13 protein-coding genes are annotated in these 13,348 nt (G+C 47.9%); 3 read left to right on the forward strand and 10 right to left on the reverse strand.

Annotated features, from left to right (window positions below):
* Nucleotides 1-68: 68 nt before the first annotated feature.
* Nucleotides 69-1,451: an NADP-specific glutamate dehydrogenase gene (gene gdhA, locus IEY34_RS13470; RefSeq protein ID WP_189012334.1), complete on the forward strand. Its 1,383-nt coding sequence runs from the start codon at nt 69-71 to the stop codon at nt 1,449-1,451.
* A gap of 74 nt (nt 1,452-1,525) precedes the next feature.
* Here the strand turns inward: gdhA and IEY34_RS13475 are convergent, their stop codons facing one another.
* The 10 genes from IEY34_RS13475 to IEY34_RS13520 all read right to left on the reverse strand — a co-directional run bounded on the left by IEY34_RS13475 (nt 1,526) and on the right by IEY34_RS13520 (nt 11,014).
* Nucleotides 1,526-1,840: a DMT family transporter gene (locus tag IEY34_RS13475; protein WP_283214743.1), complete on the reverse strand. Its 315-nt coding sequence runs from the start codon at nt 1,838-1,840 to the stop codon at nt 1,526-1,528.
* On the reverse strand, nt 1,840-2,181 hold the full coding sequence (locus tag IEY34_RS13480) for a DMT family transporter (RefSeq protein ID WP_189012337.1): 342 nt from the start codon (nt 2,179-2,181) through the stop codon (nt 1,840-1,842). Before IEY34_RS13480 ends, IEY34_RS13475 begins: the two co-directional genes overlap by 1 nt.
* 21 nt (nt 2,182-2,202) lie before the next feature.
* Nucleotides 2,203-2,781: a TetR/AcrR family transcriptional regulator gene (locus IEY34_RS13485; RefSeq protein ID WP_189012339.1), complete on the reverse strand. Its 579-nt coding sequence runs from the start codon at nt 2,779-2,781 to the stop codon at nt 2,203-2,205.
* Nucleotides 2,782-3,863: 1,082 nt separating this feature from the next.
* Nucleotides 3,864-5,573: an adenine deaminase gene (locus tag IEY34_RS13490; protein ID WP_189012341.1), complete on the reverse strand. Its 1,710-nt coding sequence runs from the start codon at nt 5,571-5,573 to the stop codon at nt 3,864-3,866.
* A gap of 21 nt (nt 5,574-5,594) precedes the next feature.
* A complete protein-coding gene (locus IEY34_RS13495) occupies nt 5,595-6,656 on the reverse strand; it encodes an ABC transporter ATP-binding protein (protein ID WP_189012343.1) in 1,062 nt (353 codons plus the stop codon).
* Nucleotides 6,657-6,671: 15 nt separating this feature from the next.
* On the reverse strand, nt 6,672-7,460 hold the full coding sequence (locus IEY34_RS13500) for an ABC transporter permease (protein WP_189012345.1): 789 nt from the start codon (nt 7,458-7,460) through the stop codon (nt 6,672-6,674).
* 4 nt (nt 7,461-7,464) lie between these two features.
* The gene (locus IEY34_RS13505) at nt 7,465-8,286 is read right to left on the reverse strand and encodes an ABC transporter permease (protein WP_189012347.1); all 822 of its coding nucleotides are present in this window, start codon (nt 8,284-8,286) and stop codon (nt 7,465-7,467) included.
* Nucleotides 8,287-8,313: 27 nt separating this feature from the next.
* Nucleotides 8,314-9,246: a nucleoside hydrolase gene (locus tag IEY34_RS13510; RefSeq protein ID WP_189012349.1), complete on the reverse strand. Its 933-nt coding sequence runs from the start codon at nt 9,244-9,246 to the stop codon at nt 8,314-8,316.
* 68 nt (nt 9,247-9,314) lie between these two features.
* Nucleotides 9,315-10,421 (reverse strand): ABC transporter substrate-binding protein, encoded by a 1,107-nt coding sequence (locus IEY34_RS13515; protein WP_189012351.1) that lies wholly within the window; start codon nt 10,419-10,421, stop codon nt 9,315-9,317.
* A gap of 245 nt (nt 10,422-10,666) precedes the next feature.
* A complete protein-coding gene (locus IEY34_RS13520) occupies nt 10,667-11,014 on the reverse strand; it encodes a DUF2294 domain-containing protein (protein WP_189012353.1) in 348 nt (115 codons plus the stop codon).
* A 322-nt stretch (nt 11,015-11,336) separates the two neighbouring features.
* Between IEY34_RS13520 and IEY34_RS13525 the strand changes: the two genes are divergently transcribed.
* On the forward strand, nt 11,337-12,350 hold the full coding sequence (locus IEY34_RS13525) for an ATP-binding cassette domain-containing protein (protein WP_189012366.1): 1,014 nt from the start codon (nt 11,337-11,339) through the stop codon (nt 12,348-12,350).
* On the forward strand, nt 12,347-13,162 hold the full coding sequence (locus IEY34_RS13530) for an ABC transporter permease (protein WP_189012369.1): 816 nt from the start codon (nt 12,347-12,349) through the stop codon (nt 13,160-13,162). The genes IEY34_RS13525 and IEY34_RS13530 overlap by 4 nt, the downstream gene beginning before the upstream one ends.
* Nucleotides 13,163-13,348 lie beyond the last annotated feature (186 nt).

The following is a 13,348-nucleotide window of genomic DNA, read 5'->3' on the forward strand; positions in this document are numbered from 1 at the left end:
GCCTTGGATAAGGTAAAACTATTATATTAGACATTTTACTATTACTGATATTGAAGGTGGAGAGATTCGTGATTGTTCAAGTACACAATGAAGTAGAGAATGAAGTCGTTGCCAGCCAATATGTACACAGCGTATACGAAACCGTAGTCAAACGCAACCCATATGAGAAAGAATTCCATCAGGCCGTTAAGGAGATTTTAGAGTCACTGATTCCAGTTCTCTCTAAACATCCGAAGTACATGAAGGCCGGTATCCTTGAACGCATCGTTGAACCCGAGCGCTTGATTACGTTCCGCGTGCCATGGGTAGATGATCAAGGGGTTACACACGTGAACCGTGGTTTTCGCGTTCAATTTAATAGTGCCATTGGCCCTTATAAAGGCGGATTGCGTTTTCACCCTTCCGTTAATGCTAGCATTATTAAGTTCCTCGGGTTTGAACAAACGTTCAAAAACTCCCTTACAGGCCAGCCTATCGGCGGTGGTAAAGGCGGCTCGGATTTCGATCCTAAAGGCAAATCCGATAATGAAATCATGCGCTTTACGCAAAGTTTCATGACGGAGCTCTATAAATATCTGGGTCAAGATACCGACGTACCCGCAGGAGACATTGGTGTGGGTGCCCGCGAAATTGGTTTCATGTTCGGTCAGTACAAAAGAATTAGAGGCGCTTACGAGGCTGGGGTACTAACAGGCAAAGGCATTATTTATGGCGGCAGCTTAGCACGTACCGAAGCGACTGGGTATGGTTGTGTTTACTTTGTGAATGAAATGCTGCAATCCCTGGGTCTTAGCTTCGAAGGCAGCACCGTAGTTGTGTCAGGGTCTGGCAACGTGGCTATATATGCCATGCAAAAGGCGATACAACTCGGTGCCAAAGTCGTTGCTTGCAGTGACTCCAACGGCTATATTCATGACAAAAACGGAATCTGCCTTGACACGGTTCGTCGCCTGAAGGAAGTGGACAGAAAGCGCATCAGCGAATATGTAGATGAGCATCCAGACGCAACCTATCATGAGGGCTGCAACGGAATATGGACTATTCCATGTGACATTGCTCTTCCTAGCGCAACACAGAATGAAATTGATGAGGATGCAGCGAAGGTCCTCGTAAGCAACGGCGTCAAAGCCGTTGGTGAAGGCGCGAACATGCCATCTACATTGGAAGCCATTGATGTATTCTTGCAGGCAGGCGTGTTGTTTGGACCGGCCAAGGCTGCGAATGCAGGCGGTGTAGCCGTATCCGCGCTGGAAATGTCCCAGAACAGCATGAGATACTCCTGGCAATTCCATGAAGTGGATGACAAACTCCACGCTATCATGAAAAACATTTACAAAAACGCCGTCCAAGCGGCAGAGGAATACGGATATCCCGGCAACCTCGTTGTAGGCGCTAATATTGCAGGCTTTACCAAAGTAGCCGATGCCATGATTGCTCAAGGTGTCGTTTAGGTAAAACCTCCTAATACGAACAGAGGCTGCTCGCCAGGTTATTAACCTGTTGAGCAGCCTCTTCTTATTGTTCATTAGGAAATTAATTTCAAACCAACCGCTGCGCTTAACACCATCGCTATGAATACGATCCGTTTCCAATCTTTGGACTCGCCATAGAACAGCATCCCGACCACTGCCCCGCCAACTGTACCAATACCTGTCCAAACGGCGTAAGACGTCCCCATCGGCAAGCTTTTCATGGCCTGGCTCAGAAGACCAAAGCTCATGACAATACCAACGATGAACAGACTGAAGGAGCGAATATTCTTCGCTTTATTAATCTGGTTCATGCCCACAACGCCGACAACCTCAAACATGCCGGCAAACATAAGAAAAATCCACCCCATCAGACTGCAGCTCCTTTCTTATCTTGCTCAGATGTCACAAATTTTAGTCCGAATACACCGGATAAAAGCAGCAGGATAAGGAATACTTTAATCATCCTGAACGGCTCGCCGAATACTAGCATTTCCACTACTACCGTGCCCGCTGTCCCCATTCCCGTGAAGACGGCATAGACGGTCCCCACTGGCAGTTTAGTTGAAGCGCTAATAACAAGATGAAATGAAATGTACATCGCAATAATTGTGCCGATCCACGCCCATGCGGTATCCGAGTGTTTCAAGCCGGTGACCCAAATTACTTCAAAAAAAGCACCTACAAATATATAAATCCAGTTACGGTTCATGTGTAAAATCCTCCTGTTGCTTTACTTTTTGATGCCACGCCAGTACACAAGCCAAGAAGCCTCAATTCTGATAAGCGATAATTCAGCTCCTCCGAACAGCAATTCGACGAACATGCCGTCCATCACAGCAAGGAAAGCCGCCGTCCCCGTATCTCTGCTGACATCAGGGGTGATAAGCCCATCTGCTAGCGCTTGGTCGAATACAGGAATTAGCATCGTTTCTAGTTTTTCTAAATGGTAGTATCCTTGTTTGACAATCACCTCGTAGAGATGAGAAGGCGGGAAAAAGACCGTACGCAAGAAAAACTTGGCGTTATCATCCTGTTCGTAGCAATCAATGTATTGAATTAGAAAGCCATACAAAAGCTGATCAATCGAACGATGCTTATGGCGTTGCAGATAATCGGCAACAAAATTCAATTCCTTCGCTTGGACTTTCTCAAACAAATCAAGGAAAAGTTCATCTTTCCCTTTGAAATGCGTGTAAATGGATTGCTTCTTGATGCCTACCTCAGCAGCAATATCCGCAAGCGATGCACCTTCATAACCGTTTTTGGCAAAATGTTTGAGAGCTACCTCTCTGATGCGAGTTGCAGTCATTTAATCACTATCCTTCCGAACGTTCGTCAGGATGATTGTATCACGTTTATCTGCATAGGGCAAGTGAAAACGCAAACGCAAGGGGCAAACGCAAGCGAAAGCCACCGGACCGCACGTCGTACCTTGAGGCAAGCCCTAGCACCTAACGAACTCAATACCCTTTATTCGGCCAAAATCGCTCATTCTGAAAATCTTATGAACTCCAGACACTCTATTTCAAGCAAATGATCACCATTCAACGAATAAAATGCCGGGTAGCGCCAACTCCGTTCATTAGATCTCCAAAGTAGCCATTTTCCGGTCTATAAGCATCATGCAGTTCATTAGATGCCCTATAACACCGAGAACCGCCGTAGTAAAGAAAGCTGCGGTGGACGCACCTAGCCCTGCGGCTATATCACCCAGTCCATGAACCGTGGGGCAAGCCAGCCCCTAACGAACTGAGGCAAATCCCAAGCCCCTTAACGAACTCAATACCCTTTATTCGGCCAAAATCGCTCATTCTGAACATTTAATGAACTCCAGACACTCTATTTCAAGCAAATGATCACCATTCGCCCAATAAAGTACCGAGTAGCACCAACTCCGTTCATTAAACCTCCAAAGTAGCCATTTTCCGGTCTATAGGCATCATACAGTTCATTAAATGCCCCTTGAGACCAAAAACCTCCAGAGCAAAGAACTTTGTGGTGAACGTCGATAAGAAAATTAGCTAATCCGCCTTCAGAAATGAGCCTCTTCATAGGAACAAATCCTAGTAAGAGGGAACTGTAAGGCGCTATTTAGGCAAAAAGGGAGTACACTTGGGTATTAGCGGAACTACAGTGCCTTATTTCCACGAAAAAGCTGAAATTCCCCTTCAAACAGCAAAATAGCATACCGTAGTTCTCTCTGGATCGCGATAATGACACTTTTTGCTATAATAGCGCACTGTAGTTCCCTCCCGCGCAAGGCAGCCCCGGTAACTCCTCGTTCACCTCCAAAACATATAAATTCTGGCGCGCCAAAAAAAAAAGCCCCTCGCGTCCTTGGACGGAGAGGTCTTGGCTGTCTTGGCTGTCTTCGTTGCCTTGGCTGCTGCTCTATTTAACAATAAGCGAAACTACTTTGCCCTGATTCACATCGATTAAACCAAAGTCCGTAATTTTCAAAGCCGGACTTACCGGCAACGAATGCGTGCTGATGGACATAATCGGATTATAATGCTGATAGCCCAGCGATTCCATCGCTTGGCGCAGATGCTCCACTTCTTTGGCTACCTGTTCCAGCGGCTCTTCCGTTAAAATGCCGCCCACGGGCAGCCGGAGGTTCGCGATCACCTGGCCATCTTCCACTACGCTGAAGCCGCCTTGGTTGTTAATCACTTCGTTGGCAGCGAGCATCATATCAGCGGGATTAAGCCCGACAACGAGCAAGTTATGATTGTCGTGGGAGTACGTCGTCGCGATGGCTCCCCGCTTGATCGTATCGCCGCCGATCAGCCCGTAGGCGCGGTTGCCATTCTTCCCGTAGCGTTCGAACGTTGCAATGAGTGCGCTGCCGCTAGCTTGCCACAGCAGCTTCCCTTGCTGGACTTCAACCTGAGCGTGCTGCTCTTCCGTGAACGTAGAACCATCCTTCACCATCATCTTACGGCACGAATAAACAGCATCAACTTCTTCAATACGAACGACGAAATCCGCTTCCGTTAAAGGCGCCATCTGCACGCTCTGATAATAATGCGCAGGGAAAGCCGGGGGCTTGATGAGTGGCGTATAGGCCTCTTCCACATCGTAAACTTTACGCCCTGCTTTGAAGACCTGCTCAATCGTTAGCTGTTCTAGATTGGAAAGCAGCAGGAAATCGCCAATTTTGCCTGGCGCGATCACCCCGCGGTCATACATCCGCATCCGCTTGGCTGGAGAGAGTGTGCTGGCATATATAGCCTGCTCAGGCTTCATCCCCATGCCGATTGCTTTGCGCACGATATGGTTCAAATGCCCGCGGCGCTGGAAGGAGTCCGCCATCACGTCATCGGTAACGAAGCAGTAATGCTCGGAGACATCATGCTCGATTAAATAAGCCATAACTTCATCCGTCATGGATTTCTCTTGAATTTCGATGAACATGCCCGCCGCGATCCGGGCTTCCATGCCCTCAATCGACTGATGCGTATGATCCGAGTCAACTCCGCTGTAAATCATCCGGTGCAGGTCCAAATCCAACAGCTTAGGCACATGCCCTTCGATGATAAGATGCGGATAGTTGGCGCGGACATGGTTGATGATTTGATTCGTTTTGCAATCGGGGTCTGTGATAACATCAACGAAATTCATAATTTCACCCAAACAGATAATCCGTTCTGTTCGAAGCAGCTCGTCCAAATCGGCGATATGAATCTCGCCGCCTGTCGTTTCCATTGATGTCGCCGGAACCGAGCTCGGGAGAGCATAGAACATGTCCGCGACAGTATCCTGACTGGCCTTCATAAATTGTTTGACCCCATCCAGTCCGAAGACGTTGGCAATCTCATGGGGTTCAGGAACAATGGTTGTGACCCCATTGCGGATGAGTCCGTAGGAGAACGTCTCCGGCGTCACCATCGTGCTTTCAATATGCAAATGAATATCGATAAGACCTGGAATCATATAACGGCCTTTTCCGTCCAAGCGTTCTGCGGCTTCGAAACTATCCGTCCCTCTTTTGCCAATATATAAAAATTTACCGTCCAGAATGGCTGCGTTGCCAGGGATAAATGTTTTGAAATAACTGTTATAAATTTGAACATTTTCAATCAGTACATCAATGCGCATCTGTCTTCACCTCCAAGTCCACTACTCAACAATGACTAATTTCTCACCTGGAAAATGAAGCCGAACCTCTAGGCCGTTCGCATAGGGAAACTCCATTTCTTTATTCACGGTGAAGGAACCGAGTTCCGTTTCAATAACATACTGGTAGCTTCGCCCGAGGAACGTGCTAACCTTGACGCGTCCGCTCACGCGATTGGCCCCTGCATCCAGCTCATCCAGCATTCCCATCACCACATCGTCTGGACGGATAGCTCCTTGCTTGCCTAGCTGTTCGCCTTTGCTCGCATGCTTGGTTACAGTGAACATATACTCTTTCACCTTGAGGGCAATCTCGTCACTGACATCAAACCGTGACTCGAAGGTAATAAAATTCGTAAACCCGATAAACCGCGCCACGAACTCCGTCTTCGGATATTTGAATATCGTTGCCGGAGCACCTAGCTGCTCAATAATTCCTTTATTCATGATCGCCACGTTATCGGAAATCGAGAAGCACTCTTCCTGATCATGCGATACATATACCGTCGTAATGCCCAGCTCCTGCTGGATGCGGCGGATCTCCACCCGCATGTTGACGCGCAGATTCGCGTCCAAATTGCTCAGCGGCTCGTCGAATAGCAGCAGTTCGGGCTCAATGACGAGCGCCCGCGCAATCGCGACGCGCTGTCTTTGACCGCCTGACAGCTCCTTGGGGTAACGCTTCTCGAAGCCGGACAAGCTGACGACATCGAGAATATGACGCACACGGCGGTCCAGCTCCGCCCCACTCACTTTGCGCAAGCGCAGGCCGAATGCCACATTATCATAAATCGATAAATGCGGGAATAACGCATAGCTCTGGAAAACGAAGCCGAAATTGCGTTTATTCACAGGAACGCGCGTATAATCTTTTCCATTCAATGAGAAAGTGCCTGATTTCGCCTCGATGAATCCAGCGATAAGCCGCAAAGTCGTCGTTTTCCCGCATCCGCTGGGACCCAGCAGCGAGATCAGGCTTCCTTTTTCAACACTCAGGTTGAAATCCTGCAGAATATAATGCTGGTCGTAGGCAACCGAAATTTTTTCCAGTGATAGCAATGCCATGGATACAAGCCTCCGTTATCGTTTGGTGAAATAGGATAAACCCATCAACCGTTCAATGATGAACATAAGTACAGCTGTGAACAGCATCAGCAGCACAGAAATAGCAGCAATCGTCGGATCAAAATGATTCTCCACATAAGTCAGCATCTGAATAGGCAGCGTACTGACTCCTGGCCCCGTCATAAAGACCGAAATGTCCACATTATTAAAAGACTCCAAGAAGGCAATCAAAATTGCCGCAATAATCCCGGATTTGATATTCGGCAGAACGACTTTAAAGAAGGTCTTCAAGTGCCCGCTGCCCAAGCTTAACGCGGCTTCTTCAATCGCAAAATCGAAATTCGATAAGCTTGAAGCAATAACCCGAATAATAAAAGGCAGCATGATGACGGTATGTCCGACCAACAAGGCCGCATAGACGGGCAGATGGTACATCACGATCAAATACTTGAGCATTGTGAATCCAAGAACGATACCAGGGATTAGCACAGGGGATATGAAAATCGCATTGAGCGCTTCCTTCCCTTTGAACGTAAACCGGCTTAACGCGTAAGCAGCGGGAATCCCCAGCAGCAGCGCAAATAAGTTGCCAAGCAGCGAGACGATGATGGACGTGTTGAACGTTGACATGAACATTTTGACGTCCAGAATGTTGCGGTACCATTTTAAAGAGAAGCCTGTCGGCGGGAATTTCAAGATACTCCCTGGCTCGAATGATGCAAATGCAATGATGATGAGCGGCCCGAGCAAAAATAAATAGACAAGAAACGTAAATACCGCCAGCCCTCGGTTCTTCTGCTGCATATTTCTACCCCTTCGGATTTAATTTAACAGCCAGTTTATTCATCAGCGCGATGACCACAAATGTAATCACAATCATAATGACCGCAATAACGGAGGCGAGATACCAATCATTCAGCGTAATCGCGTTCTGATAGAGGAATGTGGAGATAACCCGCTGCTTGCCTCCGAGCAAAGCAGGTGTCGTATAGGCTGTTAGACTGCCTACGAAGACTAGAATACTTCCTATGATTAATCCAGGTACGCTAAGCGGCACGATAACTTTGACGAAAGCCGTGAAACGACCCGCTCCCAAACTTTCCGCCGCCTTCAACAGGTCCGGATCTATATTCTCAAGAACACCGACCAAGGTAATAATAATGAGCGGCAGGAATAAATGGACCAGACCGATCATCATCGCCGCGGGCGTGTATAAGATATCGAGCGGCTCCTTGATCAAGCCGATAGCGATCAGCGCGTTATTCAGCAGCCCTTTTTTGCCCAAAATAATCATCCAACTGAACGACCTGACAACAGAGCTGGTGAGCAGCGGAAAAATCGCCAAGGCAAGCAGAAAAGCCTTCTGCCTCGGGCTTTGCTTGGAGATATAATAGGCAACGGGGAAGCCCACCACGATGCACAGCACGGTTGTGACCACACTTACACGCAGGGTTGTCCATAAAATTTTCAAAAAGTAAGGGTCCTTGAAGAAGCTCCAGTAACCGGATAATGTGAAACTGCCTTTATTGAAAAAGGTTGAACCTATCGTTAGAAGGATCGGAACCACCATGAAAACCGTCAGGAACAGTAATCCCGGCAGCAATAGGAAATATAAATACGTTTTTTTCATGTAGCTCTACTCCTGTTCCTGGGTTCGCTAAGCGCGCAGGGCGCAGATAAATTGGTCGAGAAAGGCGTCAGCAGAAACTTCCATACACACATGGACATTAGCTGGTTTGGCCATTCTGTTTTGGAAATCACAGACCGTTTGCCCGTCGCACAGCTCACTTCGGGTTTCTACATCTACGTAATAATGGCGAGTCGTAACCAGCTCTCTATTCAGCGCTACCCCGACCGCAAGCGGGTCGTGAAGGGCGCAAGCCCGCACACCGTTGCGCTCGTGATAGCGCTGCATGTAATCGGCTGTACTTTCCCTGACATAGCGGCCAATCGGCGTATCTCCGAGCGAGCGGATATGTTCTTCTGTCAGCAGCGCCTTGCGGGTTACATCCAAACCTACGAGCGTTAGAGCTGGGAAGCCTGCATGCAGCACGATCTTCGCCGCTTCCGGATCGACGTACATGTTATACTCCGCCGTCGGCGTCACATTGCCGAAGCCTTGGACAACGCCGCCCATCACAACCACTTCGCGAACCTGATGAATCAAGTCCGGGTATTTCATAACGGCTAGGGCCAGATTCGTCAGCGGCGCGGTCATAATAAGCGTGACCTCGCCTGCATGCTGCTTCACTTGCTCGATGATGAAATCGACCGCATGTCCCTCCGCAGGTTGCGTATGAACCTGCATATCGCTTAAAGCTCCGCCAAGTCCGTCCTTGCCGTGAACGCGATGCTCAAAATAAGTCGTGCGCAATAGAGGCTTATTCGCCCCTTTAATAACCGGAATCTGTTGTTCCATTCCCAGCAACTGAAGAACTTTGCAGGTATTCAGCGTAGCTTGGTCAAGTGACACATTGCCGTTCACCGTCGTGATTCCGAGCACATCCATTTCTCCGCTGCCAACGGCCAGCAATATGCCCAGCGCATCATCTACGCCTGTATCCACATCAAGGATGACCTTCTTAGTCATGATAAACCCCTCCCATTTCATACAGACAAGGGTATATCCACAAACATATACCCTTGTTCCATCTTCAACTATTGAGTAACTTCTTTATTCCAGCGGTCGATCCACCCTTTAAGGTTTTGGTTCACGAATTTCATATCCAATTTACGAAGCTTGCTTACTACGTCCGCTCCATAAGTAATGCCTTGAGCCTCATCAGCCGAGAGTTGAAGCGTCGAATTCACCGGAGAATCCACTTTGGCTTTCGCTGATTTTTCTTGTACTTCTTTGCTCAGATGCCAGTTGATGAAATCTTCAGCCAGCTGCTTATTTTTACTTCCTTTGATCACGTTGACTGTATTCATAACCGCGTATGCCCCTTCAGTCGGGGAAACAAACTTGGTTTCCGGCACTGCCGTTTTCAAATCCTTTACATACATCTCCATGATTGGCCCAGCGGCAATCTCCCCTTGCGCGAACATGTTCACGAACTCGGACGTTTGACCGTAGTATTTGACCACGCCTTTATTCAGTTCTTTCACTTTGGCGAAAGCTTGATCCGCATTGAACGTTGTGTTCCCAGCCACGACCGATGCCGCGTCTAGAATCATGGGTCCTGTGGTTGAAGTGATGTTCGGCAGCGTCAGCTTCTTGGCAAGCTCAGGACTCCATAGATCGCTCCATGACTTGATTTCTTTCGTTGTCGCTTTCGGATTGTAGGCGATCCCTAATCGGCCGATCGTGTAGGCAGGGCCATAATCTTCGCCAAGCGGAGCTTTGGCTACATCGTAGACGTCTTTCAAATTCGGAATACGCGTGCGATCAATCTTATCAAAAAGACCAGCTTCAATACCTTGCTGCGCATAGTAATCGGATAAATAGATGAGATCCACTTTGGAACTGCTGCCTTGTTTCACTTTGTTCAGACGTTCCGAGTTGTTGCCGATTTCCAGAACGATTTTGACGTTGTGTTCTTTCTCAAACGGCGCATAAACTTCCTTCTTGAAGAAGTCATCCGAGAAGCCCCATGTAGAAATGACTAATTCGGTAGGCGCTCCTTTGGCTGTTGCCGCCGGTGCCGATGAAGCTGGGCTTGCGCTTGCAGTGCCCTGATCTTTGGACGGCGCTGAACCGCATCCTGTTAGAGCCAGTCCCACCACGGACAGCGAAATAAGGCTTTGAAGCATTCTTTTTTTCATCTTTAATAACCTCCCAAGTGTGTATATCTATGTTTTGAAGCGTGAACCCGTTGTCATTTTTTACTAGTATGTTACCTGAGGCCTTACATCTATGCGCATAAGCGCCAATAAACAGAAAAGTGCCCTTGATAGAAGATAACCTTCTAATCAAGAGCACTTTTCATTGTAAACAATGTAAAGAGACATCATCTGATATACATATAGTTTCCACTTAAGATAGATCAAAAGTGAAACACCGTGGTGTGCTATTCGGTTTGTTTAAGAATAATGTTCGTAATGGCCCATTGCGTTGGCGGATCATAATCTCTTAATACCGCGTCCATGGATAAACCCATCTCTTGTTCCAACTTCTCACGGATTTTCTTCTTATAGATCGAAGACATATAGAAATCCACTTCATGCTTCAATGTTGGCGCTTCGCCTTCAAGTGCCGTGGAACGGGGTGAACGACGATGTTTGGCATGAAAAGTAATGATGTTCTGATCGATCGATACCTTGAGCAAGGTGGTTCCAAAGCCAAACAACTCTTTAGAAATCTCGTTATACAGGTGACACAGCTTCTTCTTGTATTCATTAGAATCTGATAGGGACAATGATATCACCTTCAAGAACGATTATTGACTTCTACTCTTTAAAATCTATCTTAATAATACATAGGATTCCCGAATTAATCAAGCAAATCGTTCGCCTTTTTATCTATATTAGGCTACGTTTCAGAGCTCTCCGACTAGAAATGAACCAATTTCCCGAATATCTCTCATGCTTTGTAAGAATATGCAGCAGCGTTCCCCCAAACAGCTGTTTTACCTTCGGTAACAGGTATTGCAACTGCTCAATTGCCAAACAATGTTTATATTCAGTTTATAAATGCAAGTTATAATGCTCACATATGAATGAATTAAGGAGGGATTTGCCGTGGAACATGTGTACAGGAAAGAAAGCAAATCTAATTGGGCCGTAGAAGCGAGCGGACTCGTCAAAACATTTGGCGAAAATCGTGCGGTAGACGGTGTCCATCTCAACGTACCTACGGGTTCGATTTACGGCGTGCTGGGTCCGAACGGTGCTGGGAAAACCACCACCATTAATATGTTGGCGACTTTACTTCGACCAGATGCTGGGTCAGCGCGAATCTTTGGGCACGATGTGGTAAAGGAGTCGCAGGTTGTTCGCCAATTGATTGGGGTAACAGGTCAATACGCATCGGTCGACGAATCGCTCAGCGCATCTGAGAATCTGATGATCTTCTCACGTTTGCTTGGGCTTGGACGCGCAGAAGCACGGCGCAAGACAGCGGATTTGCTTGAAGAATTCGGCCTATCGGAGGCTGCGAAGCGGCCGCTGAAAAATTTCTCCGGCGGCATGCGCCGCAGATTAGATCTCGCGGCGAGCCTCATCGCCCAACCTCCCCTCATTTTCCTGGATGAACCGACGACAGGACTTGATCCGCGCACGCGTTCACAGATGTGGGAAACGATCCGTCGATTGGTGAAGACAGGGTCCACCATTTTATTAACAACTCAATATCTCGAAGAAGCAGATCAATTGGCAGACCGCGTCGCCGTTATCGATCGTGGACGTGTTGTCGCCGAAGGAACTGTCGACGAGCTGAAAGCTTCCGTGGGTACATCTTCCTTGCATTTAAGAATCCAGAATCCTCAGGACATCGAGAAAGCCAGTCAAACGGTTGAACTCGTCTTGCGAGCAAAAGCTGTTGTAACGGCAGGAATGATTACAGCCCCTATGACGGATGCTGATGGCGTCACCGACCTCTTAATTTCGCTCCGCGAAGCTGGTATTCACTTGGCGGAGATGAGTGTTCAGAAACCGACTTTAGACGAAGTATTTCTAACCATAACAGGCCAAGGAATTAAAGATGAAACAGCCTCGCCTGATGGTGCAATGAAATTAGAGGAGGCACGAGCATGAGCAGCACTTTCATTAAACCAGGAGCCGAGCGGCAGTTGAAAAATCACACGAGCTTCGCCCAAACAGTCCGCCACTCGCTCACGATGGCTTATCGGGGTCTTCTAAAGCTTCGCCGTACACCTGAACAATTGTTCGATGTCACTCTCCAACCCATCATCTTCACCTTGATGTTTACTTATATCTTTGGCGGAGCGATCTCTGGTGACGTGATGAGCTATTTGCCAGTCATTATTCCAGGCATCCTCGTACAGACCGTAATCACGACCTCTATTGTCACCGGGGTTCAATTGCGTGAAGACATGGATAAAGGGGTATTTGACCGTTTCAAATCTCTGCCCATCGCGCGAATTGCACCACTGGCAGGTGCTTTATTAGCGGATACGATCCGCTATACGATTGCAACTGTGCTCACATTTAGCATGGGCTTCATCATGGGCTATCGGCCCGAGGGAGGCTTAGGTTCCGTTGCCATTGCCGCGGTACTTGTCATTTTCTGCTCTTGGGCAATCAGTTGGATTTTCGCCTTCTTCGGCGTAATTGCCCGGACGGCCTCCAGTGTGCAGGGGATCTCGATGCTTGTTCTCTTCCCGCTAACGTTTCTTTCCAACGCGTTCGTGCCCGTCGACACCATGCCCAATTGGCTCCAATGGTTCGTTAAAATCAATCCGATCTCGCACCTTGTGACTGCTGTCCGCGAGCTCGCCAACACCGGAACCGCCGGATGGGATCTTGTGATTTCGCTCATCGGAGCTATTGTGATCGTAGCGATTTTCGCACCTATCACCGTTATTGCCTATATGCGCCGCACATAACTTCAATTGACTCAAAGAGGCTGTCCCCAAAGTCAATTCAATGACTTAAGGGCAGCCTCTTGCTTTCAATGTTGCACGACATGGAAAAGCTACCGTTACTTTAGGCGGTTATGTTCGTCCGGCGTCCTAATGAACTGCTGGATGTTTATTCACGAGAAATTGGCTACTTTGGTGATCTAATGAACT

It is taken from the genome of Paenibacillus marchantiophytorum (genome assembly GCF_014640555.1).
In the GTDB taxonomy this organism is placed as follows: Bacteria; Bacillota; Bacilli; order Paenibacillales; family NBRC-103111; genus Paenibacillus_E; species Paenibacillus_E marchantiophytorum.